Origin of the sequence: Shimia gijangensis (genome assembly GCF_900142085.1) — a bacterium.
Lineage (GTDB): Bacteria > Pseudomonadota > Alphaproteobacteria > Rhodobacterales > Rhodobacteraceae > Shimia > Shimia gijangensis.
The window spans coordinates 74,783-95,341 of record NZ_FQZQ01000013.1; the positions used below are offsets into that span (position 1 = coordinate 74,783).

General features: G+C 55.3%; 19 protein-coding genes and 1 tRNA gene. 8 read left to right on the plus strand and 12 right to left on the minus strand.

The annotated features are described in order from the left end of the window. Nucleotides 1-384: 384 nt before the first annotated feature. The gene (locus tag BUC32_RS12350) at nucleotides 385-1,263 is read right to left on the minus strand and encodes a c-type cytochrome (protein ID WP_073253268.1); all 879 of its coding nucleotides are present in this window, start codon (nucleotides 1,261-1,263) and stop codon (nucleotides 385-387) included. Between the two features lie 61 nt (nucleotides 1,264-1,324). Beyond that, nucleotides 1,325-1,876: a c-type cytochrome gene (locus tag BUC32_RS12355; protein ID WP_139280720.1), complete on the minus strand. Its 552-nt coding sequence runs from the start codon at nucleotides 1,874-1,876 to the stop codon at nucleotides 1,325-1,327. A gap of 30 nt (nucleotides 1,877-1,906) precedes the next feature. On the opposite strand from BUC32_RS12355, the gene BUC32_RS12360 reads away from it, so the two are divergent. Next, nucleotides 1,907-2,746, plus strand: a complete 840-nt coding sequence (locus BUC32_RS12360) for a LysR family transcriptional regulator (protein ID WP_073253088.1) — start codon at nucleotides 1,907-1,909, stop codon at nucleotides 2,744-2,746. Between the two features lie 202 nt (nucleotides 2,747-2,948). Here the strand turns inward: BUC32_RS12360 and secE are convergent, their stop codons facing one another. The 4 genes from secE to BUC32_RS12380 form a co-directional block, all read right to left on the minus strand. Next, nucleotides 2,949-3,146 carry a preprotein translocase subunit SecE gene (gene secE / locus BUC32_RS12365; protein WP_073253091.1) on the minus strand — a complete coding sequence of 66 codons (198 nt, stop codon included), beginning with the start codon at nucleotides 3,144-3,146 and terminating at the stop codon, nucleotides 2,949-2,951. 70 nt (nucleotides 3,147-3,216) lie between these two features. Then, on the minus strand, nucleotides 3,217-4,419 hold the full coding sequence (locus tag BUC32_RS12370) for a hypothetical protein (RefSeq protein WP_073253093.1): 1,203 nt from the start codon (nucleotides 4,417-4,419) through the stop codon (nucleotides 3,217-3,219). 40 nt (nucleotides 4,420-4,459) lie between these two features. Beyond that, nucleotides 4,460-5,095, minus strand: a complete 636-nt coding sequence (locus tag BUC32_RS12375; RefSeq protein ID WP_139280721.1) for a hypothetical protein — start codon at nucleotides 5,093-5,095, stop codon at nucleotides 4,460-4,462. Between the two features lie 274 nt (nucleotides 5,096-5,369). Beyond that, nucleotides 5,370-5,445, minus strand: a tRNA-Trp gene (locus BUC32_RS12380). 130 nt (nucleotides 5,446-5,575) lie between these two features. Here BUC32_RS12380 and BUC32_RS12385 point away from each other — a divergent pair. After that, nucleotides 5,576-6,259, plus strand: a complete 684-nt coding sequence (locus BUC32_RS12385; RefSeq protein WP_073253273.1) for a lysophospholipid acyltransferase family protein — start codon at nucleotides 5,576-5,578, stop codon at nucleotides 6,257-6,259. Between the two features lie 11 nt (nucleotides 6,260-6,270). Here BUC32_RS12385 and BUC32_RS12390 read toward each other — a convergent pair whose 3' ends face one another. Beyond that, entirely contained in the window at nucleotides 6,271-7,158 is an 888-nt protein-coding gene (locus BUC32_RS12390; protein ID WP_073253098.1) for a hypothetical protein, read from the minus strand. 359 nt (nucleotides 7,159-7,517) lie between these two features. On the opposite strand from BUC32_RS12390, the gene BUC32_RS12395 reads away from it, so the two are divergent. Then, on the plus strand, nucleotides 7,518-9,407 hold the full coding sequence (locus tag BUC32_RS12395; protein WP_175556931.1) for an adenylate/guanylate cyclase domain-containing protein: 1,890 nt from the start codon (nucleotides 7,518-7,520) through the stop codon (nucleotides 9,405-9,407). 357 nt (nucleotides 9,408-9,764) lie between these two features. Here BUC32_RS12395 and tuf read toward each other — a convergent pair whose 3' ends face one another. Further along, nucleotides 9,765-10,940, minus strand: a complete 1,176-nt coding sequence (tuf, locus tag BUC32_RS12400) for an elongation factor Tu (RefSeq protein WP_073253062.1) — start codon at nucleotides 10,938-10,940, stop codon at nucleotides 9,765-9,767. 111 nt (nucleotides 10,941-11,051) lie between these two features. After that, nucleotides 11,052-11,672 (minus strand): hypothetical protein, encoded by a 621-nt coding sequence (locus BUC32_RS12405; RefSeq protein ID WP_073253103.1) that lies wholly within the window; start codon nucleotides 11,670-11,672, stop codon nucleotides 11,052-11,054. A 123-nt stretch (nucleotides 11,673-11,795) separates the two neighbouring features. On the opposite strand from BUC32_RS12405, the gene BUC32_RS12410 reads away from it, so the two are divergent. Further along, complete coding sequence (locus BUC32_RS12410; RefSeq protein ID WP_073253106.1) at nucleotides 11,796-13,148, plus strand: cytochrome P450; 1,353 nt, start codon at nucleotides 11,796-11,798, stop codon at nucleotides 13,146-13,148. A 69-nt stretch (nucleotides 13,149-13,217) separates the two neighbouring features. On the opposite strand, the gene BUC32_RS12415 is transcribed toward BUC32_RS12410, so the two are convergent. The 3 genes from BUC32_RS12415 to BUC32_RS12425 form a co-directional block, all read right to left on the minus strand. Continuing rightward, on the minus strand, nucleotides 13,218-14,342 hold the full coding sequence (locus tag BUC32_RS12415) for a M48 family metallopeptidase (RefSeq protein WP_073253109.1): 1,125 nt from the start codon (nucleotides 14,340-14,342) through the stop codon (nucleotides 13,218-13,220). Then, nucleotides 14,339-15,565 carry a DUF898 family protein gene (locus BUC32_RS12420; protein WP_245815179.1) on the minus strand — a complete coding sequence of 409 codons (1,227 nt, stop codon included), beginning with the start codon at nucleotides 15,563-15,565 and terminating at the stop codon, nucleotides 14,339-14,341. Before BUC32_RS12420 ends, BUC32_RS12415 begins: the two co-directional genes overlap by 4 nt. Before the next feature lie 81 nt (nucleotides 15,566-15,646). Beyond that, on the minus strand, nucleotides 15,647-17,989 hold the full coding sequence (locus BUC32_RS12425; RefSeq protein ID WP_073253112.1) for a DNA topoisomerase IV subunit A: 2,343 nt from the start codon (nucleotides 17,987-17,989) through the stop codon (nucleotides 15,647-15,649). 158 nt (nucleotides 17,990-18,147) lie between these two features. On the opposite strand from BUC32_RS12425, the gene BUC32_RS12430 reads away from it, so the two are divergent. From BUC32_RS12430 to BUC32_RS12445, 4 genes are all read left to right on the plus strand, one after another. Further along, on the plus strand, nucleotides 18,148-18,768 hold the full coding sequence (locus BUC32_RS12430) for an SH3 domain-containing protein (protein WP_073253114.1): 621 nt from the start codon (nucleotides 18,148-18,150) through the stop codon (nucleotides 18,766-18,768). Nucleotides 18,769-18,857: 89 nt separating this feature from the next. After that, complete coding sequence (locus tag BUC32_RS12435) at nucleotides 18,858-19,691, plus strand: SDR family NAD(P)-dependent oxidoreductase (RefSeq protein ID WP_073253117.1); 834 nt, start codon at nucleotides 18,858-18,860, stop codon at nucleotides 19,689-19,691. A gap of 79 nt (nucleotides 19,692-19,770) precedes the next feature. Next, on the plus strand, nucleotides 19,771-19,974 hold the full coding sequence (locus BUC32_RS12440; protein ID WP_073253279.1) for a twin transmembrane helix small protein: 204 nt from the start codon (nucleotides 19,771-19,773) through the stop codon (nucleotides 19,972-19,974). A 4-nt stretch (nucleotides 19,975-19,978) separates the two neighbouring features. Next, entirely contained in the window at nucleotides 19,979-20,551 is a 573-nt protein-coding gene (locus tag BUC32_RS12445; RefSeq protein ID WP_073253120.1) for a cob(I)yrinic acid a,c-diamide adenosyltransferase, read from the plus strand. Nucleotides 20,552-20,559: the final 8 nt, after the last annotated feature.

Consider the following 20,559-nt stretch of genomic DNA (forward strand, 5'->3'; position numbering starts at 1 on the left):
AGTGCCTGTGGCAACTTTCTGCCCCATCATAAACCCGCCCGAGACATGGTGCCGTTACCCACTTTTCGACCAGATGGCCATTACCGTGGTAGCGCGCCCAATGACAGGTGAAATGGTCAAATTGACCGTTTTGTACAATTTCCGGGAGCCATTTCTCCGTTTTGTACAAAACTTTCCCGGGCTTTTTGAGCGAGTTTGACAGAGTGGTGGGGTGTTAGAGTGCCCTTCAAGGAAAACCTGGGCCACCACGCGAACCGAATGATTGATGGCGAATGAGTTCGCTTAAGCAAAGGTTCAAAAAAAGACCTGCTGAATGCTTGTCATCGCTGTTAGGTTAAAACGTTGAAACAACGTGCATGGCCGGCCACTCACCTAAACTGCCGGTCAGGGGAGCGCCGTTAGATAATGTGCGATTGCCATGCGATCTTCGGGCGATAAATGTTCCATCCCTGCAATCACTTTTGCCATCTGACCTCCGGCGCTATCATATTCTGGCGTAAACCCAGTTTCCAAGTAATAGGCAATGTCGCCCGTACTCCACGTCAATTTGTCTGGGGAGATTGAGGGGATTGATCCTTTGCCAGACGGGTTGGGCGCACCTTGCATCCACCGCGTCCGATCAAGTCCGCCGACAATATTTCGTGGAGTGTGGCATTCAGCACAGTGCCCAAGGGCCTCAACCAGATATCGCCCTCTGTCAACTTCTGGTGTTTCCACGGTATCCAAGTGCCAATCTGAAGACATATTGAGGCGCTTCCAGAGACCCAGTCCTCGTCGGATTGTGAAGGGAAAGGCCAATTCATGCGGTAGGCTATCCGTGTCAGAGGCAGGCAGCCCATCCAAGAAAGCCTTAAGGTCCACGACATCCTGAAGCTTCATCCGCACATAGGTTGTGTAGGGCAAGGACGGGTAAAGATGTTGCCCTTTTGGCGACACCCCCGCGATGAGCGCGTTTGCCAAATCTTGCGTTGTCCAACCTGCGATCCCTTTTGGCCCAGGAGAGATATTTGGAGACAGAAAGGTCCCGAACGGGCTTTCGATCCGGTAACCACCAGAGAGAATAAGATACGCGTCGCCGGTTGACCCGGGAGCGGCATGACATGACGCGCAGCCTCCCGCCCAAAAGACTGCTTCACCTTTTTCTGCATTACCAGTGAGACCTGCCATTGCATCAATAGGTAGCGAAATGGGGCGGCTGAGGAACCACAGTGCCGCAGCCACCACAAGGCATATCAAACCAAACAATCGCAATACCGGTCTCATTGGTTTCATCACCTGTTGGGGTCAAGATCCTCCTGACCCTCCCTTTATGTCAAAGTCGGCTTTACTGTTTTTCGCGATAAGTCTCGTGACATCCGCCGCAAGATTTCCCCAGATCACCGATTGCACCGCGTAAAGAGTCCAACCCACCACCGGCAGCCTGCTCCATATTAGTCGCGGCCGCTGCGAAGGCCATGGCTTTTTCACCAACCTTGCTATCCGCCATCCAAATTGCCGGTAAAGCTTCTGTTGTGTCTGCTCCAAGGGCTACATTGTCCGAACCTTTCGGCCAAAAGCGTGATTGGTCAAGCTTTGACAAGGCCGCCAGATTGGCTGCGGCTGCAGAAGCGGCGTCCGCATTATATTCGATATCCCCCTTCGCCATTCCACCCAACAATCCGATATTGAAGGCATATAGAGTCATTTGTGATTGCCGGGCTTTGACCGCAGCGTTCAGGGCCTTGGTATCGTGATTGGCATCACTAATCGCAGATGTCCCGACGACGCCTGCAACAATCAGCCCAACGGTAAGTGCCATTGCTTTCTTCATCTCAATTTCTCCCAAAAATTGCTTTTCTATTCCTGCAAGTATACATGTGAGAAAAAATGGATACATTCATCAATTTTGCATAAGGCCTCTTAAAAAATGCACAGCCAGAATTGGGACAATTTACGCTTTGTGCTGGCGGTGGCCGACCAAGGGTCGGTTAGTGCTGCCGCCCGATTGCTTGACGTGAATCACGCCACGGTGTTGCGCCGCGTTGCAGCGTTTGAGGCGCAAAATGGTGGTCCGGTTTTCGAGAAAACACCGACCGGCTATCGTGTGTTACCCGAGCGTGTGCACGTCATTGAAGCCGCTCGGGACGTTGAGAATGCCGTTTTTTCTGTAAATCGGCTCATGCAAGGCGCGCAGTCATCAATGCGTGGAAGCGTGCGGATTTCGTCGACAGATTCAATTTGCCAGATACTGCTACCGCCCATTATCGCAAAGCTGCAAACTGAGTCCCCAGACCTGAAGATCGAACTGCTGAGCAACAACGGCCATCTTGATTTCACGCGCATGCAGGCTGATATTTTGGTGCGTCCAGCTATGGCGCTCCCGGAAGGTCTGCATGGGGAAGTGGCAACAAACCTGATCTTTGAAGCCTGTAGTACGCCTGACTGTGACCAAAAGTGGTTGGCTATGAAAGGGCCGCTGGCAAATTCGGCGCCGGCGAAATGGATGTCCGAAAATGTTGACCCGAAAGATATCACAACCGGGTCAGACAGCTTTTTGGTTCTTCGCAACATGGCCGTTCTGGGCATGGGGATCGCGATACTACCAAAGTTTGTTAATGATGCTGGCTCGGACCTCGTCCTGCGGTCAGAAAAGATGCCAAGTTTACCCGTCCCGATTTGGGTCGGGTCGCATGCTGACTTACGAGATGTGCCCCGTATTCGCACCGTAAGGCAACGAATTCAGAGTGGACTGGCAAATCAGATCTGAGAACATTTCTTCCAGATATCAATAACAACTGTTTGCGCGATGTCTGCACAAAGGACCATGCCCTGAGCCTTATCCGGGATCAGCAGGGTGCATTGTGCGACTGCAAAGGTGTGCGGTCTGTGATGGTGGCCATCGAAAACGCAGAAAGGCACCGGCGTTTTGCCAGTGACCTTGCGAAACTCAAAACTGTTCGGAGTGATCTTTAGCCAAAGATCCCGAGAACACCCTGAATGCCCGAGCGGATCAGGATGTCGACGATCGCAAAGAAGACCGCGGTCAGCGCCGCCATAATGAACACCATCACAGTGGTCAGCAGCACTTCACGACGAGTCGGCCAGACGATTTTCGAGACTTCTGCGCGGACTTGCTGAATAAACGTAAGCGGATTGGTTTTGGCCATGATGCTTCTTCTTTGACTCGATCACGGGCCGACATACGCGCGCTCAGGAACAATTTCAAGGCCCTTTGGCTCAGGTGGCACTAACCTGTTCCTGAGCCGCAATCCTCTCAAGGCGTTCCTTAAGCTGAGTGTCATTATCAGCCGAGCGATCTTCGCCATCCAGTTCGGGTAAATAGAACCCCGCGACCCAGGCGGGCGGCAAACGATCTGCAAGACCTTCGACCTTGCGCAAAAGTCGGTTTCCACGGCGGATCAGACGGTCAGCTTTCTTGGGGTTACGCTTTTTGAGGCGTGCAAACCACCATCCGGTCACAGATGCCACACGATCCGGCCCAATGGCGATCGCGACCAGCAGGATCGTCAGGAAAATAACCATAGTCAGCGTCGGGATGAACCAGGGTCGCCAAAGCGAGATAAACACCAGCAGAAGCAAAGCAACGTTACGCGGCTTGCTGACAAAATGGCGCACAGCGCGTCCCGGAGCGCCTTCGACCACATTAAGCTTGCGCCATTCCGGTTTAGAGCGGGCATGGGGGCGGTTTTTCCAACGCCGCTTGACCTTTAATGGGGGCGGCGGAGCGACGGCAACGGGGTTCCAGCCTGTTGGCTCGGGAAGGTCTGACCCCGCAACACTTTCCGATTCAATCTGGGCAAGCTTTGCACCAGCAAAACTGTCCAGGTCACTTAGGACTTGGGTGATGTTATCGGTGATCTCGTCCTGATCGTCCTGCTCAGGGTGCGCCAGACTTGCGGCCTCTTTGGCCTCTGGCTCGGTCTGCGCTGGGGCTTCGACGGCTTCGGTCACCATGTTTGCCACAAGATCCGTCACCGTTTTGACAGCCGGGGCGTCCGTTGGCGTAGATGGTGGGCCAACGTCGAATGGCAAACGATCTTCAGCGTCCAAACCCATCGCTTTTGCAAACGAACTTGCAAGCATTGCAAAGTTCGACATCGAATCATCGTCGGATGGAGGCATCTGAGGCTGAGGTTCAGCCTGTACAGTCGCAGACACAGCAACCTGGCTCAAAATATCCATTTCGGGCTCTGGATCTGGCTTAGCTTGTTCAGGCTCTGGCTTTGGCTCTGTATGCGCGGGTTTCACAGGTGCGGCGTTCGAACTCTCAACAACGGGGTCACCGTCGGGATCGTCCACCAGAGAGCGGATGACCTCCATCGTATCGCCGGTGAAAGCCTCGCCTGGCACGACAATTTCTTCACCAAACTGGCGCGCGGGACGGCCATCAGGCCGCAGAAGCCCAGGTACATTTCCCATTTTCAAACCCTTACATATCGGGCCAATCGCACACTGGTGCTCAGGCCGCGCCCCCAGTTAGGATCAGCATGACATTGGCAGCGTATACAGATCCGATTCGCGCATTAGATGCACAAAAGGCATTTTTGCGGTCAAATTCGGAAACAAAGAGGCAAGAATGTGGCGGAAACAAGGCACCCCTATTGAGGAGCCCGCACCCCCCCCCCCCGATCTGAGCCTTCAGTGTCCTGACCAGCTTTAGTCCAAGAAACAATTCAACCTTCCAGAAACGCAGGGTACGACGCCAAAAGAAATTGGCACCGTCGCGGGCGCTTTCAGGGCCAACCGCTACGGAAGCGACCATAAATATCACAATGCCCCAGATCATCAGACGTACGAGGCCCAAGGGGTGAAAGGCCCCCACCAAACCCGCAAACACCAATGCCGCCAGCCGAGGACGGGGCCATTTGGCATCTGTGTAGGCAAAACGACGAATACGCGCAGTGGTGACTTCTTCTTCAGATGCGCCGGCAAGGTCTGGTGCATTGCGACGCATCACCAATTCAACCCGAGACAGGGTTTGCTCTTCTGATGGGATATCAGACCGCTCTTCGATCCGCTGCGCGACCTCTTTGTCTATGCGCCTGCGTTCATTTGGCAGCTTTTTGGCCGCGATGCGTCGCGGACTTACTTTCACCGGGTCGAATCCAACGCTTCCGGTCAACCTTTCAGTAAATACATTCCAATTTTGTCCCATTTCCTCACCACTAACTAAAAACACATATGCCAATAATTCGAATTAGCTCCTGCATTGACCTCGCGCCGCGAAATAAAAGGCGGATTGAAGCCAAAACAGGCCTGATTACTTGGTTAAGAAAGCATTAAGACGGCTGAATCTGGTTTTGCCACGGCGCAACAAAGGTGACACCACGGCGATGCCTGGGTCATTTTGCGGCCATCGATCTGGAAATTGGCAGGGGCAGAAGGGTTCGAACCCTCGACCTACGGTTTTGGAGACCGTCGCTCTACCAGCTGAGCTATACCCCTAAGGCCAGCCGTTTCCTAAGCCAGCCTGCGACAGGACTCAAGCAGAAAATGACACTGCTTCACGGTGTTTTCCATCGGTTGCTCCACGCCAGCGAACAGGCTACACAATCCGCCGCATAGGAGAGTGACGTTGAGCCTTAGAAAGAAACTCGCTGACAGTCCGCGCGTGCAGTCCTTTGTGGCAGGGCTGATTGAACGCTACGTGCGTCGGGCCTACCGCAAATCGACCTGGCTGCGGATTGGTTTTGAGCCGATGGAAGAATCACTCATGGCGGGCGAACCGGTGATTGTGGTGCTGTGGCATCAACGTCTGATGATGTCCCCATATCTGTTTCCCACCAATCTGGGGCGGATATTCTCCTTGACCTCCGAGGCCCGTGCCGGACGTCTGGCCGGGTTGTTTCAGACCAAGTTTGGCTTTGAGACCGTGGCCATGTCGACCAACCGCCGCCATGTTGCGATGTCCCGCGAGATTTTGGGAAAGATGCGTGAAGGCTACTCTATCGGCATCGCCGCAGACGGGCCAAGCGGGCCTGTACGGGTTTGTTCGACGGTTCCGTTGATCTGGGCCCGATCCTCGGGCAAGCGCGTGTTCGTTGTCACTTTTTCGGCGGACAATGTGCGTGAGTTGGACACATGGGACAAAATGTGGGTACCGCGCGCCCGGTCAAACGGCGTTTTGATGTGTCATGAATGGACCACGCCGGTGCCCCGTAAGATGACCACAGAACAGGAAGAGACCCTGCGTCTGGATCTTGAAGCCAGCCTGAATGACTTGTCAGCCAAGGCCGACGAAATGGTTGGCCGCAGCTAGGGCTTCGCCACCTATGGGTGGTTTGTAAATTCAAAAGCTTTTCGTTTCTGCGGGTTGGCTTTGATCGCCGCGACAAGCTCTCGCATGAATTTGTCGACCGGGAACCCTTTTAAGGCCTGTTTGAGATCGCGCAGGGCCTGGATCATGTCTTTGTCTGACATGTCGTCCACCGCAAGGGTCCTCATCTGATCATGCGTTACTGGTTTCTTACACAAAAACGAGACGGAATGCCTCGGGATATAGGCAACAGGCTCAAAGTGCTCGCTGAGCAATGCCATCTGGGCCGCAATCCAAGGCTGTTGCCAATGCAGCAGGTCTTGTTGCACCACCACAGACTGCCCGGGGATCAGATATGGGAAGAACGTGGTACTCATCCGGTCCATGGTTTCGGCAGTTTTGGACGCGTCCATGATCAGGACTTCGATGTCACCACCATCCCAGGCCATGTCTTCGATCAGCCCCTTGTGAAGAGCAATGTTTGCCCCCCAGGGTTCCAGCAGGAATTCAACAACCGGCCGCAGATCCTCGCCGCTGTGATTTGGCAAAGGGCGTGGTGTCAGCCCGGATTGCGAAGCGGGTGGCTGGGACATGTAGGATGTCCAACGTTTTTGAAACTTGGAGAAATCCAGAACTTCGTATTTGTCATAGCCATGCACGATCTGATTTCGCCCAGCCAGCCGGATGCCTTCGGCCAGACAGGCGGCAGACCCCCCTGCGAAAGATCCAAGATCAACCACCGCGCCCTGCCCTTGCGCCCAGTCACGCATCAGCCAGAGATAATAGGACTGTTCTTCTTGGTTGAGCATGGTCGGCACCATCGCGGCCTGCCCCAGCCCTTTGGCGTCGATCTTCAGCCAGCCCTTGCCTGCGAACGACTGTTTGGAACTTTCTGGTGGCATGATGTCTACTCCGAGATTTCGGGGACTGGTCTACTTCACTTTGCCATGTGATGGCTGAGCTTCTCAAGCACGCAGATTTCGATTGGGTTGGTCGCGAATGGAAGGTCTGGCTTGAGCCCAAAGTGAAAAATGTTGCGATTGGCACGCACTGGAAGGAAGGGCGGGAAACAGTCCTTGGCTGCGGCTGCCATCAAGGTCTGAAAAGAGTTTTAGTATGTGCCTAATTGCAGGTTCTGGAAATTTCTTTCAAATTGGGTGTTCCTGATTGGGTGACACCGCCTCGAGTTTACCAACTAATCCTTTCCCTTTTTAACGAATTTACGTTCTAATTACTTAATAAATGGGACATGAGGGCATTGATGGAACGGCGATTGACCACGATCTTAGCGGCGGACATCGTTGGCTTTTCAAGCCTTATCGGCTCTGATGAGGAAGGTATTCTGGCGCTCAGGCGGCGGCATCGGGACGAGGTTATTACCCCGCTTCTCAAGGAGCATCATGGCAGGGTCGCAAACACTGCTGGTGATAGTTGGCTTATCGAGTTCCCCAGCACGGTTGAAGCGCTGCGCTTTGCGATAGAAGGCCAGACCCGTATCGAAGCGATGAACGTGGACGCTCCAGAAAGTGGTGCGATGCAATATCGCATTGGCATCAATCTTGGCGATGTGGTGGCCGAAGGTGACGATCTGCTCGGGGACGGGGTGAACATCGCCGCGCGGCTTGAGGCGCTGGCACCTGCCGGTGGTATCGTGATCAGCCGGACAGCGCGCGACCAAGTACGAGATCGGTTAGATGTGGACCTTCACGATCTCGGCAACGTGCCCGTGAAAAACATTGAACGTCCAGTCCGGGCCTTTCAAGTGGTACGCCCAGGTGAGGCCAAAATGAAGCCGCCTGCGCCCAGGACGCGATCAAGGACACCTGCTTTGGTTGCGATGCTGTTCGTAATCACAGTACTCGTCGGTGTCTTCTGGTGGAGTCAGCGCCCGGATTTTACCCCTGTTGATCCTTCTGAAATGACACTTGCACTGCCTGAACGACCCTCAATTGCAGTGTTGCCTTTCACCAACCTGGCGGGCGAGGCCTCTGCCGAATGGATCAGCGATGGGATAACAGAGAACATTATCTCAACGCTTTCTCTGTCACCTGACATGGTGGTGATGGGGCGTGCGACGACCTTTTCCTATAAGGGGCGGCAGGTTGCCCCCAGCGAGGTCGCAAAGGAGCTTGGCGTTCGTTATGTGCTTAGCGGTAGTGTCCAGAAATCAGGCGACATGGCTCGAATAACCGCCGAGCTTTCAGACGCAGTCGAAGGCAAGCAGCTTTGGTCGTTTCGCGAAGACAGCGAAATCGAAAACATCTTTGATGTTCAGGATCGCATAGCCGAAAAGCTTTTCTTAGAGATGCAGGTTTCCCTGACGGTCGGAGAAGCAAGCCGAACCATTGCTGCGCTTTCCGGTGATTTTGAAACCAGCGTCCGCGTCCTTCAAGGCCGTGCAGCTTTCCAACGCTTTGATCTGGAAGGCCATCGCGAAGCAATCAGAATCTGGACCGAGCTGCACGAGGTCAATCCAGAAAGCCCGATAGGTCCCTATCTGCTCGCTTGGATTCCCTGGCAACGGGTCGTTCTGGGTATCTCCAAAGACCCCGCCGGCGATTATGCCGAGTCCTACAAGCTGGTGTATCAAGCGCTTGCGATGCAAGAATGGGGCGATCCCTATAGCCTGATCGCGATACTGAATTCCGGCAGCCGCGAATATGGCGCGGCTATAACAGCCGCCAATCGTGCCATTGACCTGTCACCGGGTGGCGCAGACGTCAAAGCGCTTAGCGGCCTTGCGCTTTATAACAGTGGTGAGGCCAAACTCGGTCTGAAGTATATGCTTGAAGGTATGAGGCTCGAGCCGGATTACCCCGAATGGCTCCCGGGATCGGTCTATCCAGCCTTAATGGAACAAGGCCGATACGACGAAACAATATCTTTGGCGCAGTCTGTTCTGGAAAGAGACATGCGAGACGCTCGAGCACATCAACAAGCCAGAGCGGCACTTGCTGCGGCATTTGCCCTGAAAGGGGACTTACCAAACGCGCAGAAGTTCGTGGTTCAGATGTTGGACGAGAAACCAGATTTGACAGCAGAGTATGTTGCAGGGCGGATAATGCAACACGACAGACAAGCGCCGCGCCCCTTCCACAAGGCCATGTTCGACGCATATGTGTCGGCAGGATTACCACGCGCCGACAACTGAACCGTCTGATCGCAAATACATGACAAAAGCACCCAGTTTCAATTGTCATGGTTTTGTTTAGGCTTGAACCAACCCGTTGCCATTATGCTCACCAATGACCGCTATGGCCTTTTGTATTAGCTGGGCCAATTAATACGAAGGCCTGCGTCGACCCGTTGAAACCGCCCCGCAGAGCAGGCATTCAAGTCTCCAACCCAAAAGGGCGCGCGATGGGCGCCCTTTGGTTCGAACATGAGCGGAAGCCAATTATTCAACAATCTTCGACACCGGTTTGTTTGTGCGTCTCGGGATCGTTGACTTCAAATAAAAACGCCGCCCAGTGGGCGGCGTTTCCATCAAACCATTCACTTGCGTGAATTATTCAACAATCTTCGACACAACGCCGGAACCAACGGTGCGGCCGCCTTCGCGGATCGCAAAACGCAGGCCGGCTTCCATGGCGATGGGCGCAATCAGTTCAACGTTGAACTTCAGGTTGTCGCCAGGCATCACCATTTCGGTGCCTTCGGGCAGAACAACTGTGCCAGTCACGTCCGTGGTCCGGAAGTAGAACTGTGGACGGTAGTTGGCGAAGAACGGCGTGTGACGGCCACCCTCATCCTTGGTCAGGATATAGGCTTCGGCTTCGAATTTGGTGTGTGGGTTCACCGATTTCGGCTTACACAGGATCTGGCCGCGCTCAACCGCTTCACGGTCGATACCACGCAACAGAACACCAACGTTGTCACCAGCTTCACCGCGATCCAGCAGCTTGCGGAACATTTCAACACCCGTACAAGTGGTTGTCTGCGTGTCTTTGATGCCAACGATTTCGATGCTGTCGCCAACATTGATCACGCCGCGCTCAATACGGCCAGTTACAACAGTACCGCGACCCGAAATCGAGAACACGTCCTCGATCGGCATCAGGAATGGCTCGTCAACCGCACGTGGAGGCTGTGGGATGAACTCGTCAACCGCTGCCATCAGTTTGGCAATGGATTCAGCACCGATGGCCGGATCACGGTCTTCCAGAGCGGCCAAAGCCGAACCAGCAATGACGGGGATGTTGTCGCCGTCGTAGCCGTATTCTGTCAGAAGCTCACGGATTTCCATTTCAACCAGCTCGAGCAGCTCGTCGTCGTCAACCTGATCCACTTTGTTCATGTAAACAACCATGGCAGGGATACCCACCTGGCGGCCCAGAAGGATGTGCTCGCGAGTCTGTGGCATGGGGCCATCAGCCGCGTTCACAACCAGGATCGCGCCGTCCATTTGCGCCGCACCGGTGATCATGTTTTTCACATAGTCAGCGTGGCCGGGGCAGTCGACGTGTGCATAGTGACGACCGTCAGTTTCATACTCAACGTGCGCAGTCGAGATGGTGATGCCGCGGGCTTTCTCTTCCGGCGCACCGTCAATCTCGTCATAGGCTTTGAAGTCACCATATTGCTTGGTGATCGCAGCTGTCAGAGTGGTTTTGCCGTGGTCAACGTGGCCAATTGTGCCGATGTTGCAGTGCGGCTTCGTGCGTTCAAACTTTTCCTTACCCATCTCGAGGCGCCTTCTATCTAGGATTGCTGGGTATAAGACCCAAATTTTGCTACCGCGCGCGACATATTGCGTTGTCGGGCAAAAATCAAGCACCAGTTGCCTGTGAGCGCGCTATTGAACTTCTTTCGCCTTGCGCGCTTCTTCCAGACGTTTGTCTTTGTTGTCTCTCCAGCATTCAGAAAGCTCCGCAGCCGTTGGAGTCTCTGTCATGCAAGCGCGATTCTCAAACAGCCATTCTTCGATTTCTTTGGCCACCTTGTAGCTGAGATTCGCCATTTGCTCTTCGGCGGTCATCGTCATGCCCGATCCAATCACCGAGGCACCGGTCAGCGTTTCAATGACAAAGATCTCTTTGGCTTCTTCATTGAATTTGCCGCCAGCACGATCATCCCAGGCTGTCACAGTGATGCCCAGCGCAGATTTTGGGGACAACAACAACGGCACGCCCGGTTGCGCCAGCACATATCCCGAAATATGAACACCCAGGTGCACCAAACGCTCGCCTTCATAGCGGCCCAAACGCGCTTCAATCGACGCCTTAACCGAGGAAATCCAGGTTTCCGCGCTGGCTTCACGAGACAGCGGCCCTTTGACCAGTTCCGGAGCAACCACAATGTTGTGCCCAAGCGTGAAATCACCCAGATCAAGTTGGGGCTCATCGACCGGTGTTGTCGGAACAGCGCAAGATACCAAAGCCCACAGGGCAACAAACAACACAGCGATACGGATCATGCGGGTGGTCCTCGTAAATTTTCGTTACTTGCGCAATATCGCAAGGTCTTCGTTTTCGCAATCGGCTAGGGCATTTGTCCGCGCACCCTGACCACACTATGTTGTGCTTCAAGGAGCCCACCTATGTCAGACCCCACCCTTCCAGCCCATGTCCCCTTTGCGACCCAGCCGCTTGGTCTATTGGGATCGTTAAAAGCTGCACGGCGCAACCTGCTGGAAATATTGCCCGAACTGGCCGTGCGCCAACCGATGGTGTCCGGGCGCACCGGCATCCGCTGGCATATGGTGGTCGACTCGGAAGCCATCCGGCGTATGCTCTTGGAGAATATCGACAATTACCCCAAGTCTCGTGCGACCAAGAATATCCTGCGGCCCGCCATCGGAGACAGCCTGTTCATCGCCGAAGGGGCCCATTGGCGATGGCAACGCAGGGCAGCGGCACCGGTATTTTCCCATCGCAATGTCATGGGGCTGGCTCCGATCATGTCGACCGCCGCAGCGCGCAGTGCTGATCGCCTGACATCCTCCGATGACAGGGCGGTGAACGTGATGGAGGACATGGTGCGCACCACCTTTGACGTGATCTCGGAAGTCACGTTTTCCGATGATGGCACGTTTGACAGCGCGTCGGTCCATCGCGCCATTGATGCCTATATTGCCGCTGCCGGCCGGGTGTCGATCATGGATATGCTGGGTTTGCCGGACTGGTTACCACGACCGGGGCGCCTGATGTCCGGTCAGGGTGTGAAGCAGATGAAAAAGGTTGCAGATGACGCGATTGAGGCCCGTCGTCTGCGCGGACCTGACGGCATTCCTGATCTGCTGGATCTTTTGCTGGCCGGAAAAGACCCTGAAACCCATCGCCAGATGAACACATCCGAATTGCGCGACAACCTCCTCACCTTCATCGTTGCAGGTCATGAGACGACCGCCCTCACATTGGCGTGGTCGTTGTATTTGTGTGCCTTTGATCAGGACGTCCAGGACCGCGCTCGCGCCGAAGTCCAGTCGGTGGTTCAGGGGCGGACCGCCACGGGTGCGGACGTAGAAAAGCTGCCTTTCGTGCGCCAGATCGTTGACGAGGCGTTGCGGCTCTATCCTCCGGCAGGCATTCTGTCGCGCACAGCCCGTTCGGCAGACACCCTATGTGGCCGCGACGTGCGTCCGGGCGATACGGTGATGATCCCGATCTATGCTTTGCACCGTCACCGCATGCTGTGGGAGGACCCCGACGCTTTTCGACCCGACCGCTTTGCCGATCGCAGCGCGATTGATCGCTATGCCTATCTGCCGTTTGGCGACGGACCGAGGATTTGTATCGGAGCCAGCTTTGCCATTCAGGAAGCCGTTATTATTCTGGCCACATTGCTGGCGCGTGTTCGGTTTGATCTGGTGTCTGGCCGCCCACCGGAACCCGTCATGATCCTGACCCTGCGTCCTGATACCGGTGTGTGGCTCAAAACCTCTCCGGTTTGACCACCCAAGCAAAGCGAGGCCACGCCCAACCTCTGGCAGGGGCCGCAAGGCCCCGAAGAGGGCGGGAGACTACGGTTTGCAAATCACGCGCAAAGCCTGCCAGTCTTCGTCACTAAGGATTGGAATACTGACAAACCCATCCGGCGTTGCCGATCGGGATGCCGCAATCCGTTCCGCCATCTTAGGATGGCTTAGAAAATGCGAGCTGATGCCTTCTGCATCGCCGTGTTTCGCCAGCATTCTTTCAAACATCTCGCCAATGGCCGATGGCGCAACACCGCTGGCTTGCAGGACCTCATAGGCAAACTGATCCGCTCCGGTTTCAGCCTTTTGGCTGTATTGCGCCTCGATCAGCTGTTCGGTCAAAAGCAGAACCAGCGCCCCACCTGCGAAATCACCAAACAGCAGCCCCAGCACACCGATGGATCCCGCCGAGCGCAGCGCATGGCGCGTGGGATCGCGCGAGGCGACATGGCCCATTTCATGGGCAAACACCGCAGCAACTTCTTCGGCGCTTTCTGCCTGCTCAATCAGCCCGCGCATAAACACCACATGGCCACCGGGCAGCGCAAAAGCGTTGACCATGCCGTGGTCCAATACATGAACGGTCAAAGGCACGTCCATTTCGACATTGGCCGCCAGAGACGTTTCCATTTTGGCCAGTGCGGCGCGCCCTTCGGAGGCTTCGCAGAACCGCAAAGGCGAGCGCCCCGCGCCCTTCATGGCCCCGCGCACCTGATCCAGTGTGGCTTCGCCCAGCGCGCGTTCTCCCTCGGGCGGAATATATTCGGCCAGCTGGTCTGCCATCAAAGGCACCAATACAAAAACGATCAGCGCAACCGAGGCCAAAGCGCCAATCGCCCATCCCAATAGACGCCCGCGTGACACATCGACCGTGCGTTTCTTGAGGGCCGGAAACTGCTCGGCCAATCCGCGATGGGCTGTGAACAACCGGGCCAAAGGATCGTCGGCACGGCGCAGCACAAGGCCTTTTTGACCTGCCTGATCGGGCACCAGGCGCACCTGATCCAGAGGCCAGTTGCAAGACACATCCTCGCCGCGCAATTCAAGCACATTCCCGGAGTGGTTTACGTACAGCTTAACGTCATGCGCCCGGGCACCATCTCCGTCAAAAAAGACTCCGCTGTGGTCAGGCAGTATGCGCCGCGGGACAATTGGAACATCGGTGCTCATATCGCCGCCCCCACATCTAGTGCTTCGGCAAAGCCTTCGGCCTCGTCAAAGGCATCACGCGGGCGTTGAGACACACGATCAATGTCTCCGGGATCAACCACCGTCAGGCTGCCCGCGTAGTGCCGCCACAAAGGCATGGTGACAAAGGCGTGTCGCAACGCCCCCCAAACAAGGAACATTGCGAAATAGGACATGATGCCAGCAATGGCCAACCCCCAGGCAGGCAAAGCTTCAATTGCATCGACACTCAGGTTCAACTCTTCCAGCATTCCAACTGCGACAAGAGCCACCATCGCGAGGGGCGTAAAAAAGATCGACGCGATAAATCCGGTGATCCCATAGCCCAGCGCATAAATCCAAAACACGCGCCATGGGCTGGGTTGCGCCCAGAACACGATGCCATTGGCCTGTTTATTGTTGGTCAAAAGCTCCCAGCATTTGACCCGGTAGTAAACAAGCCCGTATCCGAACCAGATACTGCAGGCAAAGGTCACAAGAAACGCCCAGAACAGACCATTGGTCCCCAGCAGCAACGAAGCACCACCAATCACCAGAGCCAGAATGATATGCTTCGTCGCGCCAAACAGCATGGTCCATTTGCCCATCTGCTCAAGCTTTACATCTCCGTACCAGGTGCGATCGGTGCGGTATTTCTCAAGCCAGAATGTCATGCGTGGCCACAGCAGGCCACAGGTCACAATGGTGATCGCCCAATGCACCAATGCCCGCCATGCATAGCCCCATGCACCAGGTTCCAGCCCAAAACGGATGCTGCGCCAGCGGGTGCGGGCCAGAACATAACGACGGGCACGGTAGCTGGCATAAAACCAAAGAGGAATCACCCCAACAAAGCTCAAGGCATAGGCCGCGACGTTGCCCTGAAATAGCGAAAAGCTCAGGAACATCAGGATCAAATTTACGATCCCGATATAGAAGGCCAGAAACACCACAGCGATCAGGAAACCCAGCAATTTTTCCAGCGGGTCGCCGACATATTCCGCCGGAATTCCCCCCACTCGCACGGATGACCAATACCAGCGACGCAGCCGGGTCTTCATCCAGAACCGGTACAAACCGAGGGTAAATACGGTGAACAGGCCTGTTTTCAGGGCAAGCCCGAAAACCCGGCCACGTACACCGATAAACTCACCAGCCAACCCTTCCGGGCCATCGTCGGTTGCTTTGGTCTGGGTGCGGACCCAAGGGTTGTCTATGTCCTGCAAAACATCGCCATTCAAATCGTCAAAACAAGAAACTGCCCCAACCGTGTTGAGGCAGTTTTGAACCTAACACCGTCATAGGGGTCAGGTGAACTTGTGATTACGCGGAAAACCGTAGGGTGCTTTTTTGCCCACACCAGCCCGTTTGCCAACCCAATCGCGCATGTCAGGTTCATGGCGGGTTTTGCCACCGCCCATTTCCCACTTTAACCCCTCTTCGAGGTTGAAGGTGGTCAGATCGGACAGGCCGCCATCCAGCTCGAGTGTACCCTGACGTCCACGTGCCATGTTGTATTTCTGAATGCGCACGCCCTTGCCGCGCCCCATTTCTGGCAGTTCATCGACCGGGAACACCAGGAATTTACCGTTTTCCGAGACCACAGCGACGTGATCGCCAACCACCGGAATACAAATCTTGGCTTTGTTGTCATCTTTGACGTTGAGAACCTGTTTGCCGCTGCGTGTCTGGGCCACCACATCTTTTTCGGGCACCACAAAACCGTCGCCCGCAGTCGAGGCCAAAAGCAATCGTCGCTCGGGATCATGGATCAGAATATCGAGAATTTCGGCCTCGTTGGGCAGATCCACCATCAGGCGCAGAGGTTCTCCCATGCCGCGCCCGCCGGGCAGATTGGCCGCACTAAGGGTGTAGAACCGGCCGTTTGTGCCAAACACCAACAGGCGGTCGGTGGTTTCGGCGTGGAAGATAAACCGAGGCCCGTCGCCGTCTTTGAATTTCAGCTCGCGGGTCAGGTCAATATGGCCCGACATCGCACGAATCCAGCCCATTTGCGAACAGACCACAGTGATTGGCTCGCGGTCGATCATCGCCTCAAGCGGCACTTCTTCGACGTTGCCTGCTTCGGCAAAGACCGTCCGGCGCGCGCCGCCTTCATAGTCCTTGCCAAACATCTTTTTGGCATCTTTCAGCTGCTCGCTGATGCGCGCCCACTGCAGATCGTCGCTTTCCAGCAGGTCTTCCAGCTGGGCGCGTTCTTCCATCAGGGCGTCCCGCTCGCGTACAAGTTCCAGCTCTTCGAGACGGCGCAAAGACCGCAGGCGCATGTTGAGGATGGCTTCGGCCTGAACCTCGGACAACTCACCTTCGCCGCTGGCGGGCAGCGGAGACACATAGTCTTTTTCCGAAATCGCGCGAACATGGTCGCGACCCCAATCCTCGGCCATCAGAGCCTGTTTGGGCGCATCATCATAGCGGATGATGTCGATCACGCGATCCAGATTGAGGAAGGCAATGATAAAGCCTTCGAGCACTTCCAGCCGGTGATCGATTTTCTCCATCCGATGGGTGGAGCGGCGCACAAGCACTTCGCGGCGGAAATCAAGAAAGGCCTTGAGCACTTCCTTCATCGAGCAGACCTTGGGGGTCACACCGTCAATCAGCACGTTCATATTGAGGCTGAAGCGCACTTCGAGATCGCTGTTGCGATACATCATGCCCATCAGCACTTCGGGGTCCACGTTTTTAGAGCGCGGCTCGAGGATCAGGCGAATGTCTTCGGCGCTTTCGTCGCGCACATCAGCAAGGATCGGAATTTTCTTGGTTTGAATCAGTTCAGCGATCTTTTCGATCAGCTTGGACTTTTGCACCTGATAGGGGATTTCGGTGACTAAGATCTGCCATTGACCGCGGCCTAAATCTTCCACTTCCCATTTACAGCGAAGCCGGAACGATCCGCGCCCCGTGCGATAGGCCTGAGCGATATTTTCGCGCGGCTCAACAATCACGCCGCCGGTCGGGAAATCCGGACCCGGCACATAGTTCAGCAGAGTGTCTTCGCGCACATCGGGCGTCTTGATCATATGCAGACAGGCGTCGCAAAGTTCCGAGATATTATGCGGAGGAATGTTGGTCGCCATGCCCACAGCGATGCCCGATGACCCATTGGCCAACAGATTCGGAAATGTCGCGGGTAATACAACCGGCTCGGTCAAAGTGCCGTCGTAATTCTCGCGGAAGTCGACTGCGTTTTCGTTTAAACCTTCTAACAGAGCTTCGGCGACCGACGTCATCCGGGCTTCGGTATAGCGCGAGGCCGCCGGATTATCGCCGTCGATATTGCCAAAGTTGCCCTGACCGTCGACCAACGGATAGCGCACGTTAAAGTCCTGCGCGAGCCGCGCCATGGCGTCGTAAATCGCGGCATCACCATGCGGGTGATAGTTGCCCATAACGTCGCCGCTGATCTTGGCGGATTTGCGAAACCCACCCGTTGCAGACAGCTTAAGTTCCCGCATTGCATAGAGAATTCGGCGATGCACTGGTTTCAAGCCATCGCGCGCATCCGGCAACGCCCGGTGCATAATCGTGCTTAAAGCATAGGTCAGATACCTCTCGCCGATGGCGCGGCGCAGGGGTTCAGTCACTTCGCCCACAGGCTGGTCTTCGTCGTCGATCAGATCATTCATAAACTCGGTTTAGCCCCTCTCATTCAGGCGGTAAAGCAACCAAGGGGGAAAACCATCCGTTTTTTTTCATTAAGTGAACGCCGGAAATTTGTGATACAAACAAAGCGTATTGAAGTGTGGCATTTACGCGTAGTGAGTTCGATTAGGGAGCGTTCCCAATGAAGCGATTTATTCTGCTCAGCTTTATTTTTCTAGGCTGGGGGTTTTATGAATTCAGCGGTGGCGCTGAGTTCGAACCCGAACCCCCTGCCCGCCTGGCCCGTTATGAAGCCGAAAAGGTGGCGCGCGATGATGCGGCCAGAAAATCTGAGGCGGCGCATAAAAAAGCCGTGGCTGAAGCCGCGAAGTCTCAAAAGTCGAAACCAGCTGACGTTCAACTGGTCTCGTTGGATGTTTCTAACACCCAATCGGTTCTGACCGGCGCGACCAATCCTAATGGGGCAACCTTTATCCCTGTTGCCCCGCGCAAGACATTGTTCTCCGCCCCTTCACCGACGCCTCAGGGTGAAGTTGCATTGATCAGCCACCCCGCGACCGAAATTGCGGACGAGTCTGTGGAAGAAGTTGCAAAAGCCAAAGTCGATCTGCGTAAAGTAAGGTCTGCGCGGGTCAACATGCGTAACGGTCCCGGCACACAGTACAGCGTCCTAGGTAAGCTGAAACGCGGGGATCAGGTGACGATCCTGCAAGAGCCAGGAAATGGCTGGGTTAAGCTGAAGGTTGTGGAAGGTGGACGTATTGGGTGGATATCAGCCAGCCTGCTGGCCAAGGTCGACTGACCGTTAGTGTTTCTGATTGAAGGCGCACCAATTGTTGCTCTGTCCACCAATTGCCCGTAGCAAAGGGCAAACAGGACAGGCACCACACAATGACAGGCAAATCCATTCTAATCACCGGATGCTCTTCGGGCATTGGGTATGACGCCGCACACGGGTTGCGAGATCGCGGATGGCGGGTGTTTGCGTCGTGTCGGCAGGAAGCCGATTGTATCCGGCTTCGCGAAGAAGGGTTTGAAAGCCCGCTTATCGATTACACGGATACGGCCACCATTCATTCGGGCCTTGCCGAAGTGCTGAAAGCCACGGGCGGCACGCTGGACGCACTTTTCAACAATGGCGCCTATGGGCTGCCCGGCGCCGTAGAAGACCTGCCCACTGATGGTTTAAGAGACATTTTTGAAACCAATGTCTTTGGCTGGCACGAACTGACGCTGGCGGTGATTCCGGTGATGCGCGCGCAAGGGCACGGGCGGATCATCAACAACTCCTCTGTATTGGGTTTCATCACCTTTGCCTGGCGCGGGGCCTATGTGGCAACGAAATTTGCGCTTGAAGGTTTGACCGACACCCTGCGGATCGAAATGCGCGACACGCCCATTCAGGTTGTGTTGATCCAACCGGGACCCATAACCAGTGATTTCCGTAAAAACGCGGCGCGCGGGTTTGAGCGTTGGATCGACTGGGAAAACTCCGCCCGCGCAGATCAATACCGCAATAGCCTGCTGAAACGCCTTTATGCCGCCCAAAGCGATGCCGATTTCTTTGAGCTGCCCTCATCCGCGGTGACCAAGAAGCTGGTCCATGCTTTAGAATCGCGACACCCGAAGGCGCGTTACATGGTGACAACGCCAACCTATGCGCTGAACATTGCGCGCAGGATCATGCCGACGCGTCTTTTGGATTGGCTCATTGCCAAAGGCTGAGCGGGTGTTATTTCCTGTCGCAAGGGCCTAAAACAGCCGCAAGTTTACCGCGAGGAGTAGAATCATGAACGAATCTGGTCTGGCCAATGACCCGCTCTTCTGGGTGGTGGCAGCCGCCTCTTTGGGGGTTCTGGCGATCCTGATGATCGGTATTGGGGGCTTTGCCAAAGGCGGGGAATTCAACCGCAAACACGCCAACAAGATCATGCGCTGGCGGATTGGGGCACAGTTTGTGGCCGTCGTTTTGATCCTGCTGTTTGTCTGGCTGCGAAACGGAGGCTGAAGACATGGTTGTTCTGAACAAAATCTACACCCGTACCGGCGATAAAGGCACGACCGCTCTTGGCAACGGGGATCGCGTTTCCAAACATGATGCACGCGTCAATGCCTATGGCACCTCTGACGAGCTAAATGCCACGCTGGGCGTCGCCCGATTGCATGCATCAGGCGAAATAGACGCCCTGCTGTCTGCCATTCAGAACGATCTTTTTGACCTTGGCGCAGACCTTTGCCGGCCTGATCTGGCTCAGGACGCTGAGGCCGAGTACCCACCACTGCGTATGATTGAGGCGCAGGTGACACGACTGGAAGCTGAAATCGATCGAATGAACGCTGACCTGAACCCGTTGCGCAGTTTCATTCTGCCCGGTGGCTCTGCTTTGTCCGCGCATTTGCATATTTGCCGAACCGTTGCGCGACGTGCCGAGCGCCTTGCCACAGAGCTTTCTGAGGTGGCCGAGGTCAATCCACATGTTGTGAAATATCTCAACCGTCTGTCCGACTGGTTTTTCGTCGCCGCCAGAGTTGCCAACAACAACGGTTCCGACGATGTTTTATGGGTTCCGGGCGCAAACCGTTAATCCCGGCT

Coding starts and splice junctions, on each gene's coding strand:
- BUC32_RS12355 (WP_139280720.1), bottom strand. CDS start 1,876: ATGTATCCATTTTTTCTCACATGTATACTTGCAGGAATAGAAAAGCAA.
- BUC32_RS12370 (WP_073253093.1), bottom strand. CDS start 4,419: ATGGGAAATGTACCTGGGCTTCTGCGGCCTGATGGCCGTCCCGCGCGC.
- BUC32_RS12350 (WP_073253268.1), bottom strand. CDS start 1,263: ATGAGACCGGTATTGCGATTGTTTGGTTTGATATGCCTTGTGGTGGCT.
- BUC32_RS12435 (WP_073253117.1), top strand. CDS start 18,858: ATGACAGGCAAATCCATTCTAATCACCGGATGCTCTTCGGGCATTGGG.
- BUC32_RS12425 (WP_073253112.1), bottom strand. CDS start 17,989: ATGAATGATCTGATCGACGACGAAGACCAGCCTGTGGGCGAAGTGACT.
- BUC32_RS12410 (WP_073253106.1), top strand. CDS start 11,796: ATGTCAGACCCCACCCTTCCAGCCCATGTCCCCTTTGCGACCCAGCCG.
- BUC32_RS12405 (WP_073253103.1), bottom strand. CDS start 11,672: ATGATCCGTATCGCTGTGTTGTTTGTTGCCCTGTGGGCTTTGGTATCT.
- BUC32_RS12360 (WP_073253088.1), top strand. CDS start 1,907: ATGCACAGCCAGAATTGGGACAATTTACGCTTTGTGCTGGCGGTGGCC.
- BUC32_RS12395 (WP_175556931.1), top strand. CDS start 7,518: ATGGAACGGCGATTGACCACGATCTTAGCGGCGGACATCGTTGGCTTT.
- BUC32_RS12445 (WP_073253120.1), top strand. CDS start 19,979: ATGGTTGTTCTGAACAAAATCTACACCCGTACCGGCGATAAAGGCACG.
- secE (WP_073253091.1), bottom strand. CDS start 3,146: ATGGCCAAAACCAATCCGCTTACGTTTATTCAGCAAGTCCGCGCAGAA.
- BUC32_RS12415 (WP_073253109.1), bottom strand. CDS start 14,342: ATGAGCACCGATGTTCCAATTGTCCCGCGGCGCATACTGCCTGACCAC.
- tuf (WP_073253062.1), bottom strand. CDS start 10,940: ATGGGTAAGGAAAAGTTTGAACGCACGAAGCCGCACTGCAACATCGGC.
- BUC32_RS12430 (WP_073253114.1), top strand. CDS start 18,148: ATGAAGCGATTTATTCTGCTCAGCTTTATTTTTCTAGGCTGGGGGTTT.
- BUC32_RS12390 (WP_073253098.1), bottom strand. CDS start 7,158: ATGCCACCAGAAAGTTCCAAACAGTCGTTCGCAGGCAAGGGCTGGCTG.